Genomic DNA, 23501 nt, shown 5'->3' with positions numbered 1-23501 from the left:
AAACGAACATAACTATATTTCTAACAGAAATAACCAAGCGAGAACGCCAAATATCTATATATAGCGCATGTAGATACCTCAGAATGCTTAGAATACGAAAAAGCAGGCGTTTCAAACAGATGTTCCCGATATCCCCAAAACGGTCCTTCTGACACCAATAGGGCTAAGAGATATCACGGATGTAGATACACTTCAGGTTCGGGCCCTGCCCCGTCCACCTGACGGGCCACCATTGCTCTAGATAGGGCCGCGAGACGCATCCCAATCCAGAACCTTCCATCAAACATGCGACTGATCAAATAGTCAGAGCCGCGTTTCTTCCAGAACCCCTTTCCTTCTTTTGCTCATCTCACATCTGCGATGGCTGGATCTGCCCTCCGGGTCACGATCAATCTGGTCCATCGGATCTCGCCCGATCCGGTTTCCTGATTCCTTGGGGTTCGCGCGAGCGCGATACGCCACGGCGGAACATTGCTTTAGAACCCGCTGGGTTCTCGCGCACGCAACCAAAATAGTCAGGGCCGTGTCCTCGCCTGGCGCCTGCGGGCCGCACCACTCCCTGTCGATTTAAGTGGCGTTTGCTCACTCCGGCACTTCGCCAGTGGGTCAGGTTTTAGAGCGACGCCCTCAAGGGGCTTTTCTCAAAACCAGACAATCAAGGGGCAAAGACCCCAACCACACCACAAAGGAGTAAGCACATGGGCCTCGACCAATATGCCTATATCAAACATGGGGACGGCGCGGATGATGATCGCGCTGCCGATTTCGTATGGCGCAAACATTCCAAACTGCAAGCTTGGGCAGAGACGCTCTTTACCACCAAAACAGGCCAACCTGCCGAAAAGCTGAATTGCGCAGAACTGGTCTTAGGGGCCGCAGACATCGCGGCCTTAGAGACACTTGTCCGACAGAAGACCCTACCAAAGTCTGAGGGTGGGTTCTTCTTTGGGCATCAGTTCCAAGATGAAGCCGCAGACGAGAACACCGAACAAGACCTCGCGTTTTGCGCATGGGCCAAAGATGCACTCACCAACGGTCAAACCGTTGTCTACTCGTGCTGGTGGTGAGCGTCATGACAGAACAAGACACAGTCACAGCAACAACCCTTGCCATCGCGGAGCAGAACGATCGGTTCCGCAGAACTTGGGGCGCTGATTTTACCGTTCCCGGCCAAATTGTCATCACGCGCGGGGTGGCGGACCTGCCCCAAGCAGCCATCGCGATCATCATGCAGCGGGTGCAGCAATTCTCAAAGTTCACCGAGGACAATGATCCCTACGGCGATCACACATTCGGGGCGTTTGAATTTGAAAATGCTGGCGAAACGTACAGCATTTTCTGGAAGATCGACCTTTACGATCTGGCCTACAACATGGGCAGCGACGATCCCGCCAATGTGGACGCCACGCGGCGCGTTCTGACCGTCCTCCACGCCTCCGAATATTGAACAATAACCCTCGCCTCACTCAGTTCGCTGGGTGGGGCATCCCTTCCAGTCTCACCACCAACAAAAGGAATGACCCAATGAATGATCAATCTCAAATCACCGCACATGTCCAAGACGTTCCGTTTGCGGACCTGCACCTTTCTGATCTGAACCCGCGCACTGTCGTCAGCGAGGCCAGCATTCTGACTTTGGCTGACAACATCAGCGCCTATGGGCTGATCCAGAACATCGCAGGTTTTACTGAGGAGAACGGTATCGGCGTGGTTGTCGGCGGACGCCGCTTTCGCGCCCTTGCCTTCTTGCAAGACGACCCGCGTTTTCAGACGGTCAGCGTCAAAATGGCCCCTGATCTGGAAACTGCGCAATTCTGGGCGACCAGCGAAAACGCACAACGCGAAGCCCTGCATCCCGCCGATGAAATCCGCGATTTTGGCGCGATGGAAAAACGCGGGGCCACAGTGGCCGATATCGCTGTTGCGTATGGGGCCACCGAGGCGCATGTCTATCGCCGCCTCGCCTTGGCCAACTTGCCTGATCCTGTGATCGATGCCTTGCGTTCTGGCGAGATTAGCCTGTCGAATGCCGCCGCCTTCACCATCAGTGATGATGAAAAGCTGACCTTGGAAATCTTGGAAAACGTGCGCGGCCAAGGCGAGAGCGATCACCGTATCAAGAAGATGCTCAAACCCGATGCCGTCAAAGACAGTGACCGACGCGCCGTGTTTGTGGGCATAGAGGCATACAAGGCCGCTGGGGGTCGGACAGGCAGTGATCTGTTTGCAGAGGAGGTTCTCATCGATGACCCTGCCATTCTAGACGCGTTGTTTGGCACGAAGCTGGAAGAAGCTGCCGCAACTTTGCAAGCCGAGGGCTGGAAATGGGCCGAAGCCATTGGGGACAGCTATATCGGCTGGTATCAGATTGAGGAGATGAAACTGTCACGCATCTATGCCGAAGGCGGCGCATTGTCTGATGATCAAAGCGAAACCTATGACACGCTGTCAGACCAAGCCGAACAAGAGGTTTTAAATGATGATGGCTACGCCCAGCTTGCAGCCTTGCAAGACATCCTTGATGGGTCGTTTACCGAGGATCAAAAAGCTCATGCAGGCGTGTTGGTCTACATCGACACACACGGCGCGGTGCAGGTTGAGGCTGGACTTGTGAAAGGCACAGACAAAAAGGCAGCGATTGACGTAGGTGTTCTGGAAAAATCCAACCACGTGGGCAGCACAGCCACCAAGTCGCCAATCTCGCAAAAGCTGGCGATGGACTTAGGGCGCATCGCAACGGGGGCACGTCAAGACGCCGCCCTGCGCGATCCCGAACTCTTACTGGCGCTCTTTGCGTTCCAACTATCAGGCAAGTCTGGTTACACATCTGCCTTTGGCCTGCGCAAAGATGATGTGCCAAAAGTCCCCAGTACTGAAATGTCGGGCTACACCTTGGACGAGCGACTGACCAAACCAACACCGAGCGCCAAGTACGGCAGCGACATGGCCCGCGTGTTTCGTGCTTATAAAGCCAAAGGGCCCGAGTTCGTCATGGAGGAAATCATCCGCCATCTCGCATCCCTGCTCACGGTTGACGCCGAACTGGCGGAAGTGATCGACAAGGCTGTTGAGACCAATATCCGCGACAACTTTACCCCAAACGCTGAGAACTTCTTTGGCCGTGTTGGCGGCCCTTACTTGATCCAGCAATGGCGCGATCTGTTAGACCTCAAAGAGGATCATCCTACAGTCACGACGTTTGCCAAGCTGAAGAAATCCGAAAAGGCCGATAAGATGGCCGCTCTATTTGGGAATGACGATGCACAAGAGGCGCGAGGGCTGACAGAGGCGCAGGTTGCGCGGATTGCCGCATGGGTGCCAGAAGGCATGTCCTAGACACTTTGGCAGGGCGCGTTTCGCGCCCCGCCCTTTTATCCTTGTGGTGAGGATCAACTGGCTCTGCCTCGGCAGGGTCTTTTTTTGTTGACCTGATGGATCGGGGAAGGTTTCCCCCTGCCCTATCAGGCCCGGCGCTGTTCGCGCCGAAGTGCTAGCGCACACAAGTGAAGCCAAAGTCTATCACCTGCAGAACGGCCAAATCCTAACTCGGCTATTTGAGAATCGAGGCCTGCCGTTGGCGTCGCTGTCAAACGTATCGTCGCACTCTTGTTTTGTAGGCAAGATAGTCCTTGCCATATGTGTCTTCCAACCACGGCTCTTCAGCAAATGGTGCAGCCGCAAGAACTATGACGCCGAACACTGCAACGAATGTCGCCCACCCAGACGCAGAGAGCACAGCCCATCCCACAAGAATGGCCATATCCGCCACGTATTGCGGGTTACGGGAATACCGATAGAGACCATCTGTTTTCAACTTAGCGACTTCGCCACTGGTCGCGCCAAGTCCGATCTTGCGAACTCCAATAGAGACAACAAAGTTCCCTACGATAATGAGTGAAAGACCAATGCCCCATCGGACAGATACTGACCAGCCAAAGCTGTTCCAGTTCGCTATGCCCAGTATGAAGGCGGCGGCGAATATTGAGATCGTGGCAAGCCAGACCCGAAACTTGATACCTGTTGTGGCTTGCTTTGGTGGCCAGATACGGCGCTCGGGGAACGCGATGGACCACCCGAACGCTGCAAGAAGGTAGCAACCTGCGATCCCGCCAACCCAAACGGCAAGGATTTCGATGTTACTCAACATGGTGATGCCCATGACTTTCCAGCGCACCGATGTCTTTGCCTGAGCGTAGTTCTTGCCACGCTTGAACCAGAATAAGCTGGGCCGACCGCAAGAACAGCCCCGCCATGATAATCGCCACGATGAGGTCAGGCCACGCCGAAGCCGTCAGAAAGACCGCGAAACTTGCCACCATGACAGCGACATTACCGATGGCATCATTGCGCGAACACAACCAGACAGAGCGTACGTTTGCATCGCCGTCCTTGTAGCGCATCAGAAGCAGGACACTTGCTAAGTTTGCGGCCAACGCCAGCAGCCCGATTACTCCCATGATCTGCGCGCTCGGAACGCCTAGTATGAATATCTGATACACCGTCGATCCGAAGACCCAGAGACCCATGAACAGAAGGCTTAGCCCTTTGATCAGCGCAGCGGTTGAGCGAACCTTGAGGCTCATCCCGATAACTGCGAGGCTGAGGCCGTAGGTTAAGGCATCCCCAAAAAAATCGAGGGCATCTGCTTGCAATGCTTGGGATCCTGCAAGTTTGCCTGCCGACATTTCGACAAAGAACATGGCAGCATTTATGAAGATAACGACCCAGAGAACCCGTTTGTAGGTGGGGTCAACGCCATCAAACTTCGGATTACCGGAGCACCCGCACGCTATGCCGGTTTCGTTGAGTGCGTCAGTCATTTCTTGTTCCTCGTGTTATGGATCTGAAGAGCCAGCGTGGGACACGCTCGGCATAGTCTTCAAAAGGTTTTCCGAATATCTGGGTCAGGGTTTGTTCTTCGCCTTTGATCTGGAACCGATCAATCATTAGGAAGAAGGCGACCACGGCCAAGACTGCACTGATCGCGCCAAGCCACAGGACGAAGGCCATCAAAACGATCAGCATACCGACATACATCGGGTTGCGCGTTACGCTGTAGATGCCGCCCGTGACGAGAGTCGTTGCATTTTCCGGTGATCGTGGATTCACTGTCGTCCTGTGGCGGACAAAACTTAGGACGGCGGGCAGTAAAAACAGCGCCCCGACCATTGCAGTCGCGGCAATCAACCAAGTGGGTATTTCAAAAGTCGCCAGAGGGACGAACGCCGCAAGAAAGCTCGCCATCAGGATGCAAAATGCCAGTAGTGCGAGTGGGGGTATGTTCATGAAGGCGCTTCCATATTCGATTCTTCACAATTATAATTCCTCTAGCTACTAGAGCTTCAAGAGGAAATTGATATGTTTTCAATCGGCCAGCTTTCCAAGCGTACCGGCGTCAAAATCCCGACCATTCGGTACTACGAACAAATGGGCTTGATCGATGCGCCTGAGCGTTCAGAAGGCAACCAGCGCCGATACACAAAGGTAGGTTTGAGCCGCTTGTCGTTTATCCGCCACTCTCGTGATCTGGGGTTTTCAGTCGAGGATATCCGCGGGCTCTTGGAACTAAGTCAGCATCCTGAAAAACCATGCCTTGATGCTCACAGCATTGCGGCTCAACACCTTCAAGATGTTCAAAGCAGGATTGCGAAACTGCGGCGATTGGAACGGGAGTTGAAGCGCATTACTAAATGTGACGCTGGGAATGTGGCTGCATGTGCCGTCATTGAAACGCTTGCCGATCACGGACTTTGTGAAACGGAGCATTAGATGAAACAGGCGAACTAGCAAACCAGGCTTTCGCTGCACTACTTCATCGAAGTAGGAATGGATTTGGAGAAGACTGACGTGAACGGTTTCTTGGGTACAACGTCTGGCACCTGATGCTCAGGACAGTCTATTAACTGGACATTTACAGATTTATCGCCATATAAGTGATGCAGGTGGCATTTTGCCACCTTTTCTACTGATGGAGTTGTTATGGCCCAATCTATAAAGCTTTCTGATGACGTCATGTCAGTGGTCCGCCGCGAGTCTGGTTTGCAAAGCCGGTCCGTTGCAGGGCAAATTACCCATTGGATCAACATTGGTCGCGCCATCGAGCAATCGAGCGCGTTTGATTATCAGCACATCAACGCTGCCCTTGCAGGCGCGCTTTCCCCCGATGAGTTGACCGCCGAGGAGCAAGAAGTTTGGTTTGCGCAGTTTGCTGAAGATATGACCGCGCCCTCTGATCAAGAAGAGGCGTTTTTTGCGCAGCGTCGTCAGCTGGGCCGTGGTGTTGGGCTGAATGACAAAGGCGAGTTGGTCTATCCTGAGGCCGCAGCCTAAGCGTGGCCCCTGCCCCGCGTCCAACACTCGTGATGCTGGCAGGTCCGAACGGATCAGGCAAATCAACGCTTTATGAGACGCGGATCGCGCCGAAATTTGCAGTGCCGTTCATCAACGCCGACATCATCCAGCGCGATGAACTTAAGGACGGCAATGTGAACGCCGCGTATGAGGCGGCGAAGATCGCTTCTGACCGCCGCGCGACCTTGATGGCGGATCGTAAGAGCTTTGCCACGGAAACCGTGTTCTCTCATCCTTCCAAGCTTGATCTAATCACCCAAGCCAAGGCCCGTGGGTATCGCGTTATGATGTTTCATATCTCCGTCGCGCATCCTGATCTGTCGGTGGCGCGTGTCGGTGAGCGTGTCATTGAGGGCGGTCATCCCGTACCTGAAGAGAAAATCAGAAACCGTTATGACCGCTCCGGCCCCCTGATCCGCAAAGCCATTCTGGCCAGCGATATCGGTCATGTCTTTGACAATTCCCAGTTGAACCACCCCCCGGTGCGGGCGGTATCCTTCACTAACGGAACCCTCACCTTTGCCTTACCGCAGCTTCCTGATTGGGTGCTCGATCTCTACGGGGACGATTTAGTTCTGTAGGTAGCGCTGTTTATGACAGGCCCATCAGCCACAGTTGGCTGACCAGGCTCTTGGCTGCGCCCGAAGCCCGCACACGGTCTTCGCCCATTCGGGTCACGATCCTTTGTGCAAAGCTACCGCGCGTCTCTGCCGTTTGGATCACAGCCAACCGTTTCAAAAGCCAAGGGACAGTAATTTGCCTTAGAGACATATGTCAGTGGGTGGAGGGCCGGTCCGCTATAGGTTTGGGAGAACTGGCCCGTACATCGACCGCATAGTCAGGCGTTGCTTGAAGGTATGTGTTGTGCGTGTCTTGTGAGGGGCCCTTGAGCAATTCCAACACAGCACTGGCATGAGCTTCGCCAATTTTGATTTGGAGTGACGTGGCGCGCGTGAGGCGTTTTGATCGGGCCTGTTCGATCTGCCTTGTTTCTTTTGCGATGAATGGGTTGCGGATCTCGGCCGCCGCGTGCCCTGCGCTGCGCTCCGGCAAGCAGAAATACGGTTTCCACCCCGTTGGCGCGGACCCTCCGCATTTCCACTTGCGCGACGCCATTAATCGATCCGCTGGGACACCCACATCGAAACAAGGAGATCGAAAATGTCTAACAAAATCTACACCCTCACCGTTCCAGTCACCTACCAAAAAGATGGCAAAGATCAAACCAGCTTCCGTCGTGTTGGCGCCGTCTTCGAGAACACCCGCAACGACAGCGGAGAACCCTTTCTCTCTATCAAGCTCGACTTCCCCGTTGCGGTCACCGAGTTGGTAGCCTTCCCACCCAAACCCGATGGCGACGACGGCAACGTCACCGAATAACAGACACAAACCTCGGGGCGGCAGACATGCCGCCCCTCTTCTCTTCAAGGTAGGTTGTATTTCACGTGAGTAGGGGCGGCCCAAAGGTGGGCCACGCGTTTTCAAAGCAAACAGAAAGCAAGCAGACAGGCATTCTCTTTGCGGCCAATTTCAGGGTTGGCGGGCAGTGACGTTCGCATGACTTGACAGTAATTTAGTTATCAATATTATAATATTGATTAACGCCCTTTGATACGTGAACTTTGGGCGTCATCCCTTCCAGCCAGGAGACTGAAGCATGAGAACCTTTGCAGAATTCCAATTGATCGGACGCGTGGGCAAGACTAAAGAGGTCGGTAAAACCCTCCGGGTCAGTGTCGCCTCAGAGTATGGCCGCAAAGATGATCGCGGTGATTTTCAATCAAATCCATTTTGGAACGAGGTGACGATCTTCAACGACAACGTCATTAAGTGGGCGAAGGAAAACGTCCATCCCGGTGATGTTGTGCATGTGCGCGGCACCATCCGTCAATCCCAGTGGGAAAAACAGGATGGCGGCACCGAGTATGGGATCACGATGGCAGCTGAGGATTTCGACAACATCTCGCTGTCCGTCAAGAAATCGATGGAACGCAGTGCTGCTTGAGTGACCCGAAAATTGTGGAACTCCGCGCATCTTTGACCCGATCGCTGGGTATTTCTGAATCCTATCAAAAGAAGGCGTCACGCAGTGTTGGCCCAATGGCCAAGCATTTCTGACTCAGACCGAACGTCCGCCATTCGAGAGCATGCGTGGGTCAGAAGCGACAATATAATTCACCTTAGCCGGAGACTTCGTCCATTGGCTTTTGGCTTCAAGTCCAGTTGCAACAACAAATGGAGGATTATCGCTATGGATAATCGGTTCGCTTACATGCGCAAATACCTTGGGTTTTCCCAAAAAGACGCCTCCAAGATTTTTTCCACTCGCCTGGATACGATCAAAAAATGGGACAGCGATAAACTGGTAGTGCCGGGGCCGGTTTTGGAAGAACTGTATGATCATATACGGTTCACGAATGATATGGTTGTCGAGTTTTGCGACGAACGCCAAGCGGAGGCCGAAGACGATCTGATCGAAGAAATCTACCTGCGCACCTTCACAGTTGAAGACCTTGCCGAGCGGGGCCTGCCGCCCTCACTTGGTTGGCAAGATCATGTTATTGGCGTAATTATCGGCCGCCTTGCTTCCATCCACGTTTACGGCGCGGATACGCTGCCAGAACATTATGACCCCGACCATCATTGGTATGAGTATTGGGGTCTTGAGCCAGCTAAGAAGCCAACGGAATTTTTCGCCATCAAGGAGGAAACATTGTTTGCCAGAGAACTTGCAAAGGCGATAGAGGCTGACCAATGGCAAGTCGAGTTTGACCCAAGCGAGAACTACTACCTGATCGGGTTCCGAACGAAGGCCGTATCTAAAGCGGCCCGCCATATCTGGATTAAAGTTGTCCGGGCCGGTAACTCGAAAGTCCTAGATCACTTTGCTGATAATCCTTTGCGATACAGCGATAATTTTGGCGGATGCACGCCTTACATTGAAGGCCCCAACAAATCTAAGATTCCTGTCGGTTTCTCATCTGGCAATGACGATGCGAGTATTGATCCGCATACACTAGCCGAGACACTTTTTGCCGCCCTCGCAACATCCTACCCAACCCAAGGTGCTATGCGTGAGGCGTGCCGCGACCGATATGCGGCATTGGTCGGTGCCGAAGGCGGCTATACGGCTGATTTTCTGAATGATTGGGCCGTGAAAGACACTCGCTTTGTTTCTCACAATTTCATCGCCTCCCTGTTTTTTGAAACCCAAAAACAAACCGGCTTGACGTTGCACCCCGAAGCTATGGTTGAACTATGCTCGATACTCGCCAAGTCGGAACCGTCGATACGCAGCATGGATCACGAAGTCATTGTGATCGACATGGGCGAAATGGTGTTCACCATCACGCTTGATCTACGCGACGTTTTTTCTCAATCGGGTGATGGCAGAGACTTTCACACCGAAGCGAGCAAAGCCCTTGATATTATCCAAACGTCAATCGGTAACGATGGCCTGACTCGCATAGAGCCGTTCAGCACCATCGAAATCGCATTCATCTAAAACGATGTAGAAGAATGAAAAAGCCTCCTCTATCTGCCAAAAAAAATGGACGACTTTTGAGGTGATGGTCAAGTGTCATGAGAAATTCAACACCGATTTTCTTTTCTGCAGCTTGAGGTTCGGACAAGCCGAACGCCACTAAGCTGCGTTTCGGGAAGGCTCTGCCTCCCCCACAAAACAACCCAAAATAGACAAGCCGTGTCCTCGCTCATCGCTGCGGGCCGCGCCAGCCTTGTCGATTTTAGGTGGTTTAGCACCCCCTCCGCACTTCGCCAGCGGGACAGGTTTTAGAGACGGACGCCCTTTCAGGGCTGCGCTCAAAACCAGTCACCAACAGGGGCAGCGCCCCGACCTCACCGCACAGGAGCAAGTGTTATGCCAAAGATTGATATTCACCAGCACGTCACCAATACGATCATCGCGCAAATGGAAGCAGGCACACCGCCTTGGCGCAAGCCTTGGACGGGGGGGGGAGGTGCTGCCTTGCCATTGCGACACAACGGCGAACCTTATCGTGGCGTTAATATCCTGATGCTTTGGGCATCGGCAGAAATCAGCGAATTTACATCGGAGCGTTGGATGACGTTCAAACAGGCGCTCGACCTTGGTGGCAGCATCATAAAGGGATCGAAATGCGCCCGTTCTGTCTTCTACGGTATGTTTGAAAAAGATGACCAACAGGCAGAACACACGACAAAAGACGCTGATGGCAAGACGCGCATCCCGTTTGCCAAATGTAATAATGTATTTAACGCTGATCAGATCGAGGGGCTACCGGAAGAGTTCTATATCTTGCCCGAACCTGCGCGTGACCTTGGGACACAAGCCGACCCAGAGCTAGACAGATTTTTCGCCAATACTGGAGCCGATATCGTTACCACGACCGAGCCTCGCGCTTACTATCGCCCGTCCACCGATCAAGTTCACATGCCCCCCATTGCAACATTTTTTGAGGCGGCGCGCTATTACGGCGTTTTGGGGCATGAGTTGACGCATTGGACGGGCGGCCCCAAGCGGTTGGACCGGATCGCAAAATATAATGACCGCAGCGCTTACGCGTTCGAAGAATTGGTGGCCGAGATTGGCGCATGTATCCTTGGTGTCAAACTTGGCGTTGAACCGGATTTTGATCAAAGCGCTGCCTACATAGAAAATTGGCTCGAGGCGTTGAAGAATGACAAGGGTTTGATCTTTAAAGCCGCGTCAGAAGCGCAAAAGGCCGTTGATTTTATTATGAATGCAGGTGGGGCCGATAGAATGCGCGACGTTGAAGCCGCATAGGCGCAAGGCGGATTGATATATATGCGCCCTCGTATGATCGGGGGCGCGTTTCGCGGTCGGATGGTGGTGACGCGGCAAAGGGCGCGCGGTGCGCCCCCCCTGCCCCGCCTGGCGCTTCGCGCGGATGCCCTTTGGGCTTTCAAGGTTTGGGCGGTCTCTGTGTTCTGTCCTCGTAGACTACATCCGATCGAACCCCATTTTTCCATTTTGGAGTGCGCTCGCCTGTGTTCCATTGGTACAGCCAACCGACCACCACGCGGGTTTTGCGATCCAGGATGCGCGTTATTGCATGCGCTTCTCGTCGTTGTTTGCGTGGCATAGTGTTTCCTTGGTCGGCGCTGAAAACGGCGTTTTCCCTGCCCGATTTCTCAATCGAAGCAGGATAAGCTGTGGCTTATCCCTGAGTATGCGCGGAGCTTGAGAGGATGGGGGTGAAACCAAATCGACAGGAGTGGTGCGGGCGGAGGCGCAGCCGACAACACGGTCTTGTCTATTTTGTTTCAGGGGGAAGGAAGTCGAAACTCCTTCCCCCTCTTAGAAATATCGGGGCGCGGACTTCCGCGCCAGAGCTTAGTATTTGGCTTTGAGTTCTTTGATCACGTCATCAAGACAGGACCAGAACAAAAGCTCGAATTGCCCTCTGACCATTGCGGGATCCGAACTGATGCCAAGGGGGTCTTGCTCTTTGCGCATGGCGTCCAAAATGGGGCCGGGCAATCGTTTGGAGGTGTGATAGCCCTGTTTCATCGGCAGCCTTTCGGCTTCTGGCTTTGGAACAAAGTCGGGTGAAAGGACAAATTGTTCCGTTGCGCGGCGTCCCGCCAAGGTGACGATGTCTTTCATCTTAAGGCCCTTCTCTTCCAAGACGGCCATTTGTTTTGCCTGCGTGACCTTTACGGCGGCATCGAGCGTTGTTTGGCGTTCGCCCGTTCTGAGTGGGTCATCAGAGCCCCGTGAGACATCAGCTTCGGTATTTTGTTTTTGGGCTGCTGGGGCCTTTGGCGTTGATGGGGTTTGCCGTTTTGTTGTGCTCGGTTTGACCCGTGCGGCCTTTTTCGGTTCCGGTGCGGATGTTGTGATCTTTTTGGCATCCACACTGGCTGGCTTTGGCTGGGGTTTTGGCGTTTCGACAACGGCTCTCTCTGCTGCGACGCCTGGGACCACGACATCAGGGGGCATGTCGTTTGGCACGGGGCGGAACCGTTCAAAGCTGTGATCATATGATGGATCTGTGCCTTTGATTTGTGGCTTCTTGCGTCGTGCCATTATGCGTCTCCCATGGCTTCGGTCAGGATGGCTGTGGCTTCTTCGACGGCTTCGTCGAAGAGCTTTGCGTGGCTGCGAAATAGTCCATATTTGTGGGCGCGTCGGAAATCCGCCAAATCATGCAAGAATCCGGATCGGTCTGCGTCGATGTGTTGGTTACGATGCATGAAGTAATCTTCCATGATCGGAAAACGCGTCAACGCGACCTCTTCAATGTATTTTTGAGAGGCGGTGAGCTTGTTCGGAACATCCGCAAACACGACCTTGAAAGATGGAAGGTTTTCGGGGTCGTCCGTCCGCTCTCTTAGGCCGCAGTACCAATTGAAGGTGTCAGTCGTGATCGTGAGATCGGTATCGCCGAGCTTCATTGGTACGATGAGCACATCACTGAATGCGGCAAGATCGTCAGCCCATGCACCAGCCGCTCCTTGTGTGTCCACAAAGACAATATCTGTCTCGCCTTTCTCCCAGGCCTCATCTGTCCATTTTTCGAGATCTGAAGACACTTCGAGTTGCGCGCATCGCACAAGCGGACTGTTTATTTCGGCGCGGTCAAACCACCGTGTCAGAGCTTGCTGTGGATCGGCGTCAAGCGCGAGGCACCGTTTTCCGTCTTTGATAGCCGCACTTAAGAGTGCTTGGAGGAGGGTGGTTTTTCCGGCCCCGCCTTTCCGGCTCATGACTGTAATGACCTTCATGTTGTCGTTTGGCATTGCTCTACCTCATTGCGTGTCGCGTGTCGCGTGTTCGAAACAGCGCGTCGCGTTTACTGTTTTGCGTGCAACCTATCGCGCACAGCGTGCTGCGTGTCAATTATCGCGTGATATAAAACACGTGGGGCGTGTTGCGTGCACAATATCGCGTGTCCGTGATCCGTTTCGCGTGTTGCTTGACGCGTGCCGCGTGTCGCGGGACGACAAGGCCTACTGCTCGGTTGGCTGAAGCGGCGTGCTGTCCATTTCATGAGCTTCAATGCGGCACGGCGGTCTTGTGTCGCGTATCGCGTGCCCTAAAGGGGCGAATCGGATCTGTTTCCATGGCTGACACGGAGAGGTGAGGCAAATATTGTCGATCAGAGGCGCTGAGCTGCGATTTAAGGGGCCATAACGTCCCGTCGGCGGGTGCTTACACGGAATTGAGCATACATGGCCTCAGGGGCGTCGATTTTGAGCCTCGCCCCGAGGAATGAAATTGACTCGTGCCGAGGCTCGATCCTAAGGGCCGCCTTTGAGGCGGCGAAAGTAGCGGAATACAGCTCAGCTATCCGATTTAGCAATCGTATAGATTATGACGCAATATTATAATTGCGTCATAACTAAACTGGCTGTATGAAGTTGGCAGGAAATAGGGAGTCTTTGTTCGCATGCCGTCTCGACGCCGCTTATCTGATCTGGAGCGATTGGAAATCGTCCGTGAAACTCTCAAAGGAGTTTCGTCTGCGGTGTTGGCAAAGCGCTACGATGTAACGGCACGAACCGTCCAATACACGATCCATCGCGACAAGCACCGTAAGCGCGATAGCGGCATTCGAACCGAAACTGTGAGCGTCACACTTACGCCAGACGAGCTCCGCCACTTCGATGCGCTACTATCTCGCCATGGGATCAAGTACCGCTCCGATGCGCTGCGGCGATTGATCCAATCCGCAAACGGTTTGTTCCAACCCGATGAAATGCTCGCAGATGAACTGCGCGGGTTTCGCGCCGCGCTCAATCGCGTTGGTAACAATGTCACCCAAATCGCAAAGCGGATGAACGAGGCCAACAACAAGGGCATGCGCCCCGTATTCGGTCGCGTAAGTCTTGCCCAGATGCGTAGCCTGGCAGGCTTTGTTCTCGACTTTGCCGATCAAGTCGATCTGTTGACCCGTCGCCGTACAGATGGCGTCCGATTGGTTGCAACTGATGCTCTGAAGGAGCTGGCCAATGCAGAGAAATGATGCGGTAACCGCTGTTACTGGTGAGATCTTTCGCGAAGGTTGGAGCAAGGTGCGCGGATCGATGCAAGGATTGGGCACAAAGCGCTCCCAATTGGTTCGTGCTGCAAAAGGTCATCGTGCTGCAGTGTTCAAGGCGATCAAATCGGGCGGGTGTCACACCAAGGCCCAGCTATCAAATCAGCTGGAGTATCTTGCCACGAAATCGTCGCACATCGTCGACAGCAGGGGCGTTTTCGACGGCAAGACACAACTCGACACTTCTGAAGTAAGGAGCGTAACAGACCGGTTTAGTGCGCGGTGGGATGAAGGGTTCCGGCCCAAGATGGGCCATACGACACATATGCTGATGTCCTTTCCGGTTGGAACCAAGGGCGAAGACGTTCGCGATATTGCAGGCGGGGTTTGCGAACGGTTCTTTGCAAATGATGCGCGCAACTTCGACTATCTGATTGCGGTGCATGAAGACCGGGCCCATCCCCATGCTCATGTTGTGTTGAACCGTCGTTCTCAAGAAGGTGAATACTTCTATCTCGGGCGGGATCATCACTTTAACTACGACGATTTTCGCATCGCGATGGTTGAGGAAGCGCAGAAAGTCGGTGTGCGGCTTGAAGCCACACGGCGCATTGATCGTGGCGATGTGACGTATGCCCCACGCACCAAAGATATCTATGCTGCGAAGTCTGAAGGCCGATCACCGATCACACGTGAACGGATTGGGTCAGACCTGGACCGAGCCCTCGCAGATATTGCCAACACCGCCCGGACCTATCGCTCCTTGGCGGCAGAGGCTTCCGCAGAGAACCGGCACGATATTTCAAACGCTTTGTTCCGCGCTGCTGAGTTGTTGGCGCACGGCGGTCACCTTGAACAGAATGGAGAGGTTTACATGGATACGCAGGACTCTTTTGATGATCTGAAAGGGCGGTTTGCCGAGCGTGCAGAGCGGGTTGAACACTTTGTGCGTGACGCGCCCGACACTCTTAAAGCAAAGTATGAAAAGCAGCTTGATGCAATTTACCGCAACGTGGCTCATATGCAGCCCGTTGGTGTGCGCTCCTTCACCCTAAACGATGCAGCTTCTGAGACAGGGGTCTATTCTGAGATGAATATCGACAAGGCCGCAGTCGCTGCCATGTCAGATCCGGAAACCCGCGCCCAAATTGAAACTGCATTACGCGGTACTGGCATCTCAGTGTCGTCGGTGACCTCGCGGGTTGAGCAAGGGGCAAGTAATGCATGGCTCGAGCAGCGATGGTTGGCGGATGATTTGACCAAAATCGCCGAAAGAGAGGGCCTCAATCTGGAGCGAAACGCAGATCTGAAGGTTGCTGTTGATCGATTGGATGAGGCACATGTTCAGCTGGGACAGGTATTGGAACGCGCGGGTGTGCTTCGCGAAGATGGCGTGGTCGAAACTGACGTGGATAGTGACGAGGATTATTTCCGCGATGTTCAACAGCCTGAGCAAGAAGAGTTCATGGCAAAACATCCAGAGCTTCTAGCATCGCCATCGCAAGTTTACGGTGAAGATGACGATGGACGGGCTGTCGAGATCATCGACCCGCAACGGGCAGACCAGATTGACCGTGAAGTTCAGGCGATTATGGGGCGCTCAGATGGACGGCTCAATATGGAAGAAGCCATCGCCGCGGATTTCAAGGCGCGGTACCCTGACATGCCTGATCATTTGGCGGATGGCTTGGCCGCTACCTATACGGCTTCACATGAACTCAATGCACATGACGAGAATCACCGAGACGCGACAGACCTAGACCGGTTGGACAAACTCAACGCTGATGGTGCCGAGGTGCGACGCGTTATTGCCCATGAACGCAACGACAAGATCAACTCACCGTTTGCCGAGAACGGCGGCAGCGTTGCATTCCGCCGCGAGATTGAGCGCGCCTTGGATGACGATCAGGTTGAGGCATTACGGTCTGGTGACAGCGACGCCCTTGCAGAGGTCGTCGATGATCGACTTGATCGTCTCTATGCTGCCAAGGCGTATTTGCAATCTGACGAGACTACTGCCAACAGTGAAGCCACCCGCGAAGTTGTCTCCGAGATTGCGGAGGAAGAATATGACGCTCAGCGTCTGAAACATACACATGGGACGACTGAAAAAGGTCAGACCCATGGATAAGGGCAAGATCGCCATTGGAATTGTGCTGCTGACACTCTTGGCGGTGGCGGTTGGATATGTCGTGGCCACAGCGTTTCTGACGTTTCGGGACTTTGGGATCAAAGCGGAAATCGACTTCCTTTGGCTCGCCCAGAACTACCTTGAACTCCAAGATGTGAGACCAGCTGATTTTCGGATGGCCAACCTGATCATGGGCGGCTTTGGTTTGGCTGGGCTATTGCTCAGCGCCGTGCTGTCCGGGAGCGCGCTGACCAAGTTTGGTCGAACCCAGTGGCAAAAAGCTGGACACATGCGGCGTAACGGGTTTTTCAGCAAACCCGGCACTGGTTTTGTCATCGGTAAACTAGGGAAGGCGAAGGGCAACGGGCAGCTCATTTGTTCCAAGGTGTTTCCGCACGCATTGATTGTTGCACCCACGGGGCGCGGCAAGACAACTGGCTTTGTCATTCCGAACCTTTTGACTTTTCATGGCTCTGCGGTGGTCTTGGATGTGAAGGGCGAAAACTTTGAAGCAACGGCGCGTCATCGGGCAGGGCAGGGGGATGACGTGTTTCGGTTTGCGCCGACAGATTGGCATGATCGTCGCAGCCACCGGTATAATCCATTGCTGCGTATCGCCGAGATGGCCGATCCTGATCGCCAACAGATGGAACTGCAGTTGCTTGCCTCATTGTTTTTACAAGCTGACAGCGACCGTGTTCAGGGCCTCCTGAAAGGCGGGATAGATTTGTTTGTCGCGGCCGGCCTTCTGGCGTTTGAGCGGGGTGTGCCAACATTGGGTGAAATCTATCGGATCACGGCCAGTGGTGGACACAAGCAAAAGGAATTCATGAAGCGGCGCGACGAAGTGCAGAACCGTGCGGCTAAGTTGATCCTTGAGCGTATGGCCTCTACGAATAATGATACACTGACATCCTATGTTTCCTTGTTGATGACGTCCGGTCTTGATCAGTGGAGCAACCCAGCCATCGATAAAGCAACGCGCGTTTCTGATTTTGACTTTAGAACGATCCGCTCGAAGCCGTTTTCCGTCTATCTCGTCGTGTCGCCCAACATGGTGAAACCACTGGCGCCGCTGATCCGGTTGTTTTTTTCTGACTTGATATCGTCCATGCAGGACAAAGAGCCTGGACCAGATGAGCCTTGGCCAGTGATGATCATGTTGGATGAGTTTAACCGTCTCGGAAAAATGCCGATTGTCACAGACAGCATAGAGACCCTGCGGTCTTACAACGGGCATTTGGCTATCGTTACGCAAACCATTCCAGCGCTTGATGAGATCTATGGTGAGAACACACGGCGTGCGTTGCAGGGGAACGCGGGTGTGAAGCTTTACCTGACACCGTCGGATGAAAAGACTGTCGAGGAGTTGAGCAAGGCGGTTGGGAAAACCACAAAGCGTGTAGTCACCCGTTCGAGGTCAATTGGCCGCAATCCATTTGAGGGGCGCAGTATGTCAGAGCGGACAGAAGAGACATCTCTGTTGCCAGAAGATGAAGTGCGCCGTTTGCCCTTGGATGACATCATTATCGTTGTGGATGCGCAGATGCCGATCCGCGCCAAGCGCATCCAGTATTTCGATGACCCGTTTTTCAAGAAAATCCATGCCGCACAAACTGGGGAATTGCCGTTCCCGCCATTGGCGGTTGAGGTTGTCAGCGAACCACCGCTGCCAGAAATTGATGCGGTTCAGGGTGAGATGGACCAGTCCGAGGCTGGATCAACGGATGTCGGGGCAGGGAGCGCCCTTGTCGTAGAAAGAGAACTCCAAAAAGTAGATGAACCGATGTCGATTGAGGAGTTGCGGGCTAAACCGCACAGGGCCAAGTTGCGGACATCCAAACGTAAGCAAAGAGCGAAAACCGTTGATCAGGCTACTCGCGATTTGGAGTTTACACAGGCCGAGTTGGATCACGCAGTGCAACAAAGGCTCGTCAGTCCTGACCTTGAGAACGTTACAGAGGCTGATCTGGAAATACTCCAAGCTGCCGACGAACAACTATCAGAGCTGGAAGCAGAGTTTGCTGAAGATCGGCAGACGGGCTTTTCTGTTACGGCGGCTGTGTAGGAAGCTTCAGCCACGCAAATCGCTATCTTCTGAACAACTTGATATATTCGTAAAACACAAACAATCGGTTGCGAAGTTGCCCCATGATTTTAGTCAGGACACCGTGAGTAACTGTCCTCTTATCTCAGAAACAGATCAGAATCTGAGATAAGAAAATTCTAATGTCAATTTCAAAACTGTCGATTTGTACTGAACTCTACTTGCCACGTAGCCTATCGGATCTCGCCTGAATCCGTTGCATTTGTTGACCAGTTCCGGTTGGTTGCGGCGGTGGTGTAGTAACAGGGCTAGTTGCTGGCCGTTGCTGGGTCCTTGTATTTGGATCACTCAAACCAAGCATTGATCTCCCGCTTATCGCAAGCATTTCTGGGCCCGTCGCGGTTCCCACGCTGCGTCTGTTGTAGGCTTGCTGACTACCTGCCATGGCGCGGCCAAACGCATATGTGCCTCCCATACCGCTTGTGAGCGCAGGCATCACGATGTTGCCAGAAACGGCTCTCACAATGAACGGGGTGGCGATGATGAATCCTTTGGCCATCAAGACCATCATGAAGAAGGGAATAAGTGCGCCAATATTAGTAGCGCCTTCTGGATCGCCAAGTTCTCCCAGCAGCGCGCGAGACACCCCCGTTATTGTTGCAAAAACGCCAGCCACAATAATGGGATAAATGGCAAAAGAAATTAGTGCTGAGAGCCAGCGTGCGAAATAGTCTTTTGTGACATCAAAAAGCGTCAAGAAGATCATCACAGGCGCGATACCGATGAGGAGCGCGATCATTAAGCGCGACGCGACTAAAATAAAAGCGGCGAGACCACCAAGGATCGAAAGTAAAAGTACTCCAAGTATGTCCAGCATGGCGCCAGCCATCCAGTTTAGCTCGGAACCGGCGGCGTTTAGGTAATCACCAAGAGACCCGATTAGACTATCGAACTCTTCGGCAAATGTCCCTGACGGTCCGGGGGTGCCGCCACCGACTGATCCGACCAGTGCGCCAGCGATACTATCAATGCCGTTGAGAATGGCTGATGAAAAAGCGTTGAATTGAACCCAGTTTGTCGCGAAGAGACCCACCAGCGCGATTTTCAGCGCAAGCCAAAAGGCAGTTCGCCCATCCATCGAACGATATTGATACGCCATGTTAACGAAAACGAAGATCACAAGGATCGTCGCCGCTAAAATTATCAATGTTCCAACAGTAGCGGCAACTGATCCAAATTGGGTTTCGGCAGCAGTGTTCAGGTATCCTTCGGCAGTTTCGACGAAGTAAGTTACAACACTCAACTTTCTGCTCCTTACCAGTTGCCCTGTTGCTCACAGATCGGTTTGGCAACCCTTCGGTTTTCATTTGCTATGTCGCGATATTGCTCGGTTCTCTCTGTGGCACCCCATCGGTCCAAGTTTGCATAAGCCTCTAAGAAAATGGTTTCGACGGTCGCCCAAGATGGGAATCTTGTTTCACAAGAACAATCACCGCTTTCTGCAACAGCTTGCATGCTTTGCGCGCGATACATTTGCTGGATCAACACTTTGTTTTGCGCTTCTCGTAGCGGAATTCTGTCTAACCATTCAGGTTGCGGCGGTTGATCTGGACATACTCGCGGCGTCTCACTTCCTAATGTTGGAGTGATCTGAGCACTTGCGTAGTTTGCACTGAAGGCCACAAGTAAGATGAAGGCGACATGTATCAGTTTCATCTTGCCGCCTCGCCAGTTCCGGCGGCTTGTTCGACGATCTCACGTTTAAAGAATACATTTACTACATCGAAGCCAAGACTTGCTGGAACGACTGAGATTACTTCAAAGCCAACTTCACCCCATTCACGTAGGGTCTGCTGCATCCCTGCATATTTTTTGTCCGTAGAGATGTCGAAGTTGAGAACTTCATGTTCAAATTGTTTCATTCTGGCCTCCTGTCTCTGATGTGCCGGGCAGATAAAACTCGGTAATGCCCCGGTCTCCTTCATGGCGACCAGCTTGGATGATGACATCAATTGAGCTTTCAATGTATTCTATCATGTCTCGATAAGTCATAGGCACATCGGTCTTCAAAGCAGCGATCGCTAGGCGTTGAACCGCCAGTTGGGGCGTCTCTGCGTGAAGGGTCGTCATCGATCCACCGTGGCCAGTGTTGATCGCTTCCAAGAACGTCATTGCCTCTTGGCCGCGGACCTCCCCCAGCACGATACGATCCGGCCGCATTCTTAGAGTGGATGTGAGCAGCACGTCTGCCGATTGAGCAGAATTGTCACGATTTGAGATTAGTGTGACGGAATTTGGCTGCGTCGGAACCAACTCCGCAGCCTCTTCAATCGTGATGATACGTTCGTCGTCAGGGACGTCAGCGAGGATTTTGCGCGCGGCAACAGTCTTACCCGTGGATGTCCCACCAGAGACGATCATATTCAGTTTGTTTTCAACGCAAAACTTCGTGGCCGCATAAATGTCGCCACCGGCAACCACTTCACGTAGAGCGAGGTTCTTTTGCTGGCGTTCGGTCTCCAAACTACGCTCAGCCCCAAATAGGAACTTTAGTTCAATGCCTTCCAGTGGAAGCGTCGAGAAAAATCTGAGCGCGATTGCGTAACCATCGCGGACGGCTGGGGGCTGAATCACCTGCGCTCTGATGGAGCGGCCATGATAGGGAACGCTGACAGAGATGATTGGCTTGTTCTTGCTCATCGGTGTGGAGGCTTTGTCAGCAATTTGGGAAGCAAGGTCCTTAATATCAGTTTTAGTCAGAACCGTATCGAGGCGACGCATGAAATGATCGCCCTGAAATTCCCCCCACAGTGAGCCGTCTGGGTTGATACACAGTTCGATGACATCATCCCGTTTCGCCTCGGGGATTTTATCGAGGCTGACCTGGAAGTAGTTTGAAGCCATCAGAAGATCTCCAGATCACGGTCAACCATGACCGTGATGCGTGAGCCTTGATCAACATAGATGACAGGACCGATAGCGAGGTATTCTCCAATCACGCTGTCTGTGCTGTCGGCCAGATCATCGCCAACATCTTCCAGAACTTCTGCGGAAGCCTCATCTTCAACCTGAGCGGCAGCAGCGCCGGGCAGGGCGGTTATGAGCGAGATCAGCGCTGCAGAACCGAAGCGTTCGCCAAAACGGGTGTCGACGACACCTGTTACGCCGGAACGACCAAGTTCATCGCCTCCGAACGAGCTGATTGTCACTGTCTGGTTATTGGGCATGATAATTCTATCCCAAGCGACCGTGACCCGCTGTTGGGCAATTTCTACACCAGATTGATAGCGCCCGATCAAGCGTGACCCACGCGGGATCAGAATGCGCGACCCGTCAAAGGAATAGACATCTTCTGAAATTATCGCGCGTATCGCACCAGGCAGTGAGCTGTCCAAGGCTGTTTCGGTCACCGCTTGTATCATTGTACCTTGGACAACCGTATTTGCTGGATTGGCGATGACTTCTGCTTGTGTGACTTGGGACGGTAGTGCTCCGTTCACAACGAAATCTTGCACCGCTCCGAGTGTACGTTCGCTGAGGGCGTCAGAGCCATCGGCCCCAGCACCGCCACCAAAGGCAATTGTCGGGGATTCTATGCGGGCTTGCTGGAAGGCCAGTTCTTCTGCACGACGTCGTTCCAGTTCTGCCATTCTGCGTGCTTCGTTCTCTCGTTGAAGCCGAAGCTGTTCCGCCTCCAACAGATCATTTTGAGATGGACCTGATGCGGGTGTTGGCGGCTGAAGCTGGGCAAGCTCAAGGTCCATGCGTAATCGTTCAAGCTCGCGATCTCTCGCCTCAAGTTCATTTTGAAACTGTTCCTGAGCGCTTTCCGAAGACGCCTGAAGAGCAGCAATTTGTTCGCTCAAGGAATTGATGGCATCTGCCGCAGCAGTGTCGTCTTCGACCACTGGCTGTTCGGCGTTCTGCAAGGCTTCGATTTGTGTCTGTAGCGCCGCGAGTTGTGCCAACAATTCCGCATTTGGCTCGACCTCTGTTTCTACGATCTGAACTTCGGGGTCTGGTGGAGGAGGAGGAACAAACGGAGCAATATCACCAAATCCTTCGCCTTCAGATTGGAATTCCTCTGGTTGTGCTGTGGGTAGGGGTAAATCGACCGCTGGCTGCAAAGCCAAATATGCGAACCCTCCTAGCGCTGCGATACCAATGATGCCTGCCGCAGCCACTTTCATAGATGGCCTCTTCGGGGCGGATGAAGAAGAACTGCCTTCCAATGCGGCTAAGCGCTTTTCCAAATCGGGTTGATCGCTCATGATCCTGATCCTCCAGCACTAACTTGAATGCAGACCACGTCTTCTCCGAGTCGAAGAACCCATTGGTTGCTAACGCCCGAAACACGCAAAACGCCGTCCTCAATTTGTTGGCTGTTGACCGTTCGTTCGCTTCCAGTGGTAGATCGAAAGATTGCAGGGACAGGCGAACTTCGCGGAAACCGGAAATAAGTGAAAGTGCCATCGTCCCACACCGACGTTGGGGTGAACTCAGTCTGATCACTGGCTGCGTAGTTATAGTTGGGGGCTTGTTGTGCGACCGCATTGGTTGGGCGCACATTGTCTTCAGGATACCGAAACTGGACAACGTAGTAGGTTGGAGACGATGCCTCTGTCACATTGAAATAGTAGCTGCGCCGATTGGTATAGACCGTGATGTTGGTGTGAACGCCGCGTGCGTTTGGCTTGACCGCAAAGGCCCGTCCGCCAGGAACACCATCAAGCTGGAACCCTTCGGTGTCACCAGCGATAATCGAACGGATTGTTTCGCCTTGCCCGAACTCCACTGTCGTCACATGCGTCAAGCTAACGCTCAGGCGGTAAACCTGACCGTCTTGATATGTCGCGACGCGCACGCGGTTATCGTTCCCGCCCGAGCGTGGGATGTACTCTGCGAGGGCAGGGGCGGCGATCAAGGTTAGCGCGATAGACAGAATGGTTGGCTTAAGGGCCTTCAT

General features: G+C 53.4%; 26 protein-coding genes. 13 read left to right on the top strand and 13 right to left on the bottom strand.

Annotation, left to right across the window (positions count from 1 at the left end; all coding sequences use genetic code 11):
- Positions 1 to 698 precede the first annotated feature (698 nt).
- The 3 genes from Q0775_RS18325 to Q0775_RS18315 all read left to right on the top strand — a co-directional run bounded on the left by Q0775_RS18325 (position 699) and on the right by Q0775_RS18315 (position 3336).
- Positions 699 to 1067, top strand: coding sequence for a phosphoglycerate kinase (locus tag Q0775_RS18325; protein WP_298864528.1), 369 nt, complete (start codon positions 699 to 701; stop codon positions 1065 to 1067).
- A gap of 5 nt (positions 1068 to 1072) precedes the next feature.
- Positions 1073 to 1447 (top strand): DUF3768 domain-containing protein, encoded by a 375-nt coding sequence (locus Q0775_RS18320; RefSeq protein ID WP_298864526.1) that lies wholly within the window; start codon positions 1073 to 1075, stop codon positions 1445 to 1447.
- A gap of 77 nt (positions 1448 to 1524) precedes the next feature.
- Complete coding sequence (locus Q0775_RS18315; protein WP_298864524.1) at positions 1525 to 3336, top strand: ParB/RepB/Spo0J family partition protein; 1812 nt, start codon at positions 1525 to 1527, stop codon at positions 3334 to 3336.
- Positions 3337 to 3586: 250 nt separating this feature from the next.
- Here Q0775_RS18315 and Q0775_RS18310 read toward each other — a convergent pair whose 3' ends face one another.
- The 3 genes from Q0775_RS18310 to Q0775_RS18300 are packed head-to-tail and all read right to left on the bottom strand — an operon-like array spanning position 3587 to position 5286.
- Entirely contained in the window at positions 3587 to 4147 is a 561-nt protein-coding gene (locus Q0775_RS18310) for a PEMT/PEM2 methyltransferase family protein (protein WP_298864521.1), read from the bottom strand.
- Positions 4137 to 4820, bottom strand: a complete 684-nt coding sequence (locus Q0775_RS18305) for a cation transporter (RefSeq protein WP_298864519.1) — start codon at positions 4818 to 4820, stop codon at positions 4137 to 4139. The genes Q0775_RS18310 and Q0775_RS18305 overlap by 11 nt, the downstream gene beginning before the upstream one ends.
- The gene (locus Q0775_RS18300; RefSeq protein ID WP_298864516.1) at positions 4813 to 5286 is read right to left on the bottom strand and encodes an isoprenylcysteine carboxylmethyltransferase family protein; all 474 of its coding nucleotides are present in this window, start codon (positions 5284 to 5286) and stop codon (positions 4813 to 4815) included. Before Q0775_RS18300 ends, Q0775_RS18305 begins: the two co-directional genes overlap by 8 nt.
- Before the next feature lie 72 nt (positions 5287 to 5358).
- Between Q0775_RS18300 and Q0775_RS18295 the strand changes: the two genes are divergently transcribed.
- From Q0775_RS18295 to Q0775_RS18285, 3 genes are all read left to right on the top strand, one after another.
- The gene (locus Q0775_RS18295) at positions 5359 to 5769 is read left to right on the top strand and encodes a helix-turn-helix domain-containing protein (RefSeq protein ID WP_298864513.1); all 411 of its coding nucleotides are present in this window, start codon (positions 5359 to 5361) and stop codon (positions 5767 to 5769) included.
- 210 nt (positions 5770 to 5979) lie between these two features.
- Positions 5980 to 6330: a hypothetical protein gene (locus tag Q0775_RS18290; protein WP_298864510.1), complete on the top strand. Its 351-nt coding sequence runs from the start codon at positions 5980 to 5982 to the stop codon at positions 6328 to 6330.
- A gap of 2 nt (positions 6331 to 6332) precedes the next feature.
- Positions 6333 to 6932: a zeta toxin family protein gene (locus Q0775_RS18285; RefSeq protein WP_298864507.1), complete on the top strand. Its 600-nt coding sequence runs from the start codon at positions 6333 to 6335 to the stop codon at positions 6930 to 6932.
- Between the two features lie 10 nt (positions 6933 to 6942).
- Here the strand turns inward: Q0775_RS18285 and Q0775_RS18280 are convergent, their stop codons facing one another.
- Both Q0775_RS18280 and Q0775_RS18275 read right to left on the bottom strand, forming a co-directional pair.
- Complete coding sequence (locus Q0775_RS18280) at positions 6943 to 7074, bottom strand: hypothetical protein (protein WP_298864504.1); 132 nt, start codon at positions 7072 to 7074, stop codon at positions 6943 to 6945.
- A 51-nt stretch (positions 7075 to 7125) separates the two neighbouring features.
- Positions 7126 to 7467: a hypothetical protein gene (locus tag Q0775_RS18275; RefSeq protein ID WP_298864501.1), complete on the bottom strand. Its 342-nt coding sequence runs from the start codon at positions 7465 to 7467 to the stop codon at positions 7126 to 7128.
- Positions 7468 to 7512: 45 nt separating this feature from the next.
- Between Q0775_RS18275 and Q0775_RS18270 the strand changes: the two genes are divergently transcribed.
- The 4 genes from Q0775_RS18270 to Q0775_RS18255 all read left to right on the top strand — a co-directional run bounded on the left by Q0775_RS18270 (position 7513) and on the right by Q0775_RS18255 (position 11137).
- Positions 7513 to 7731 (top strand): hypothetical protein, encoded by a 219-nt coding sequence (locus Q0775_RS18270; RefSeq protein WP_298864498.1) that lies wholly within the window; start codon positions 7513 to 7515, stop codon positions 7729 to 7731.
- Between the two features lie 277 nt (positions 7732 to 8008).
- Positions 8009 to 8356 (top strand): single-stranded DNA-binding protein, encoded by a 348-nt coding sequence (locus Q0775_RS18265; RefSeq protein WP_298864495.1) that lies wholly within the window; start codon positions 8009 to 8011, stop codon positions 8354 to 8356.
- 84 nt (positions 8357 to 8440) lie between these two features.
- A complete protein-coding gene (locus Q0775_RS18260; RefSeq protein ID WP_298864490.1) occupies positions 8441 to 9856 on the top strand; it encodes a hypothetical protein in 1416 nt (471 codons plus the stop codon).
- A gap of 375 nt (positions 9857 to 10231) precedes the next feature.
- Complete coding sequence (locus tag Q0775_RS18255; RefSeq protein WP_298864487.1) at positions 10232 to 11137, top strand: zincin-like metallopeptidase domain-containing protein; 906 nt, start codon at positions 10232 to 10234, stop codon at positions 11135 to 11137.
- A 570-nt stretch (positions 11138 to 11707) separates the two neighbouring features.
- Here Q0775_RS18255 and Q0775_RS18250 read toward each other — a convergent pair.
- Positions 11708 to 12403: a hypothetical protein gene (locus tag Q0775_RS18250; RefSeq protein ID WP_298864484.1), complete on the bottom strand. Its 696-nt coding sequence runs from the start codon at positions 12401 to 12403 to the stop codon at positions 11708 to 11710.
- Positions 12403 to 13116 (bottom strand): AAA family ATPase, encoded by a 714-nt coding sequence (locus Q0775_RS18245; RefSeq protein WP_298864481.1) that lies wholly within the window; start codon positions 13114 to 13116, stop codon positions 12403 to 12405. Before Q0775_RS18245 ends, Q0775_RS18250 begins: the two co-directional genes overlap by 1 nt.
- A gap of 650 nt (positions 13117 to 13766) precedes the next feature.
- Between Q0775_RS18245 and Q0775_RS18240 the strand changes: the two genes are divergently transcribed.
- Genes Q0775_RS18240 through Q0775_RS18230 form a run of 3 tightly spaced genes read left to right on the top strand, consistent with a single transcriptional unit; the run spans position 13767 to position 18556 of the window.
- Positions 13767 to 14342 (top strand): transposase, encoded by a 576-nt coding sequence (locus Q0775_RS18240; protein ID WP_298864478.1) that lies wholly within the window; start codon positions 13767 to 13769, stop codon positions 14340 to 14342.
- Positions 14329 to 16488: a relaxase/mobilization nuclease domain-containing protein gene (locus tag Q0775_RS18235; protein ID WP_298864476.1), complete on the top strand. Its 2160-nt coding sequence runs from the start codon at positions 14329 to 14331 to the stop codon at positions 16486 to 16488. Before Q0775_RS18240 ends, Q0775_RS18235 begins: the two co-directional genes overlap by 14 nt.
- On the top strand, positions 16481 to 18556 hold the full coding sequence (locus Q0775_RS18230; protein WP_298864474.1) for a type IV secretory system conjugative DNA transfer family protein: 2076 nt from the start codon (positions 16481 to 16483) through the stop codon (positions 18554 to 18556). Before Q0775_RS18235 ends, Q0775_RS18230 begins: the two co-directional genes overlap by 8 nt.
- 196 nt (positions 18557 to 18752) lie before the next feature.
- Here the strand turns inward: Q0775_RS18230 and Q0775_RS18225 are convergent, their stop codons facing one another.
- From Q0775_RS18225 to Q0775_RS18200, 6 genes are read right to left on the bottom strand one after another with little or no spacing between them, the layout of a single operon-like run.
- Entirely contained in the window at positions 18753 to 19838 is a 1086-nt protein-coding gene (locus Q0775_RS18225) for a type IV secretion system protein (RefSeq protein ID WP_298864471.1), read from the bottom strand.
- Positions 19839 to 19849: 11 nt separating this feature from the next.
- Entirely contained in the window at positions 19850 to 20251 is a 402-nt protein-coding gene (locus tag Q0775_RS18220; protein ID WP_298864468.1) for a hypothetical protein, read from the bottom strand.
- Positions 20248 to 20457, bottom strand: coding sequence for a hypothetical protein (locus Q0775_RS18215; RefSeq protein ID WP_298864465.1), 210 nt, complete (start codon positions 20455 to 20457; stop codon positions 20248 to 20250). The genes Q0775_RS18220 and Q0775_RS18215 overlap by 4 nt, the downstream gene beginning before the upstream one ends.
- Positions 20444 to 21439, bottom strand: a complete 996-nt coding sequence (locus Q0775_RS18210) for an ATPase, T2SS/T4P/T4SS family (RefSeq protein ID WP_298864462.1) — start codon at positions 21437 to 21439, stop codon at positions 20444 to 20446. Before Q0775_RS18210 ends, Q0775_RS18215 begins: the two co-directional genes overlap by 14 nt.
- Positions 21439 to 22806: a TrbI/VirB10 family protein gene (locus Q0775_RS18205; protein ID WP_298864459.1), complete on the bottom strand. Its 1368-nt coding sequence runs from the start codon at positions 22804 to 22806 to the stop codon at positions 21439 to 21441. Before Q0775_RS18205 ends, Q0775_RS18210 begins: the two co-directional genes overlap by 1 nt.
- Positions 22803 to 23501, bottom strand: coding sequence for a TrbG/VirB9 family P-type conjugative transfer protein (locus tag Q0775_RS18200; RefSeq protein ID WP_298864457.1), 699 nt, complete (start codon positions 23499 to 23501; stop codon positions 22803 to 22805). The genes Q0775_RS18205 and Q0775_RS18200 overlap by 4 nt, the downstream gene beginning before the upstream one ends.

Source organism: uncultured Sulfitobacter sp. (genome assembly GCF_947499945.1).
In the GTDB taxonomy this organism is placed as follows: domain Bacteria; phylum Pseudomonadota; class Alphaproteobacteria; order Rhodobacterales; family Rhodobacteraceae; genus Sulfitobacter.
This window is presented reverse-complemented; position numbering and strand designations above follow the sequence as displayed.

What these genes read in the sequence shown, in the direction of transcription:
- Q0775_RS18325 (WP_298864528.1), top strand. Translation starts at nt 699, where the DNA reads ATGGGCCTCGACCAATATGCCTATATCAAACATGGGGACGGCGCGGAT.
- Q0775_RS18320 (WP_298864526.1), top strand. Translation starts at nt 1,073, where the DNA reads ATGACAGAACAAGACACAGTCACAGCAACAACCCTTGCCATCGCGGAG.
- Q0775_RS18315 (WP_298864524.1), top strand. Translation starts at nt 1,525, where the DNA reads ATGAATGATCAATCTCAAATCACCGCACATGTCCAAGACGTTCCGTTT.
- Q0775_RS18310 (WP_298864521.1), bottom strand. Translation starts at nt 4,147, where the DNA reads ATGTTGAGTAACATCGAAATCCTTGCCGTTTGGGTTGGCGGGATCGCA.
- Q0775_RS18305 (WP_298864519.1), bottom strand. Translation starts at nt 4,820, where the DNA reads ATGACTGACGCACTCAACGAAACCGGCATAGCGTGCGGGTGCTCCGGT.
- Q0775_RS18300 (WP_298864516.1), bottom strand. Translation starts at nt 5,286, where the DNA reads ATGAACATACCCCCACTCGCACTACTGGCATTTTGCATCCTGATGGCG.
- Q0775_RS18295 (WP_298864513.1), top strand. Translation starts at nt 5,359, where the DNA reads ATGTTTTCAATCGGCCAGCTTTCCAAGCGTACCGGCGTCAAAATCCCG.
- Q0775_RS18290 (WP_298864510.1), top strand. Translation starts at nt 5,980, where the DNA reads ATGGCCCAATCTATAAAGCTTTCTGATGACGTCATGTCAGTGGTCCGC.
- Q0775_RS18275 (WP_298864501.1), bottom strand. Translation starts at nt 7,467, where the DNA reads ATGGCGTCGCGCAAGTGGAAATGCGGAGGGTCCGCGCCAACGGGGTGG.
- Q0775_RS18270 (WP_298864498.1), top strand. Translation starts at nt 7,513, where the DNA reads ATGTCTAACAAAATCTACACCCTCACCGTTCCAGTCACCTACCAAAAA.
- Q0775_RS18265 (WP_298864495.1), top strand. Translation starts at nt 8,009, where the DNA reads ATGAGAACCTTTGCAGAATTCCAATTGATCGGACGCGTGGGCAAGACT.
- Q0775_RS18255 (WP_298864487.1), top strand. Translation starts at nt 10,232, where the DNA reads ATGCCAAAGATTGATATTCACCAGCACGTCACCAATACGATCATCGCG.
- Q0775_RS18250 (WP_298864484.1), bottom strand. Translation starts at nt 12,403, where the DNA reads ATGGCACGACGCAAGAAGCCACAAATCAAAGGCACAGATCCATCATAT.
- Q0775_RS18245 (WP_298864481.1), bottom strand. Translation starts at nt 13,116, where the DNA reads ATGCCAAACGACAACATGAAGGTCATTACAGTCATGAGCCGGAAAGGC.
- Q0775_RS18240 (WP_298864478.1), top strand. Translation starts at nt 13,767, where the DNA reads ATGCCGTCTCGACGCCGCTTATCTGATCTGGAGCGATTGGAAATCGTC.
- Q0775_RS18235 (WP_298864476.1), top strand. Translation starts at nt 14,329, where the DNA reads ATGCAGAGAAATGATGCGGTAACCGCTGTTACTGGTGAGATCTTTCGC.
- Q0775_RS18230 (WP_298864474.1), top strand. Translation starts at nt 16,481, where the DNA reads ATGGATAAGGGCAAGATCGCCATTGGAATTGTGCTGCTGACACTCTTG.
- Q0775_RS18220 (WP_298864468.1), bottom strand. Translation starts at nt 20,251, where the DNA reads ATGAAACTGATACATGTCGCCTTCATCTTACTTGTGGCCTTCAGTGCA.
- Q0775_RS18215 (WP_298864465.1), bottom strand. Translation starts at nt 20,457, where the DNA reads ATGAAACAATTTGAACATGAAGTTCTCAACTTCGACATCTCTACGGAC.
- Q0775_RS18210 (WP_298864462.1), bottom strand. Translation starts at nt 21,439, where the DNA reads ATGGCTTCAAACTACTTCCAGGTCAGCCTCGATAAAATCCCCGAGGCG.
- Q0775_RS18205 (WP_298864459.1), bottom strand. Translation starts at nt 22,806, where the DNA reads ATGAGCGATCAACCCGATTTGGAAAAGCGCTTAGCCGCATTGGAAGGC.
- Q0775_RS18200 (WP_298864457.1), bottom strand. Translation starts at nt 23,501, where the DNA reads ATGAAGGCCCTTAAGCCAACCATTCTGTCTATCGCGCTAACCTTGATC.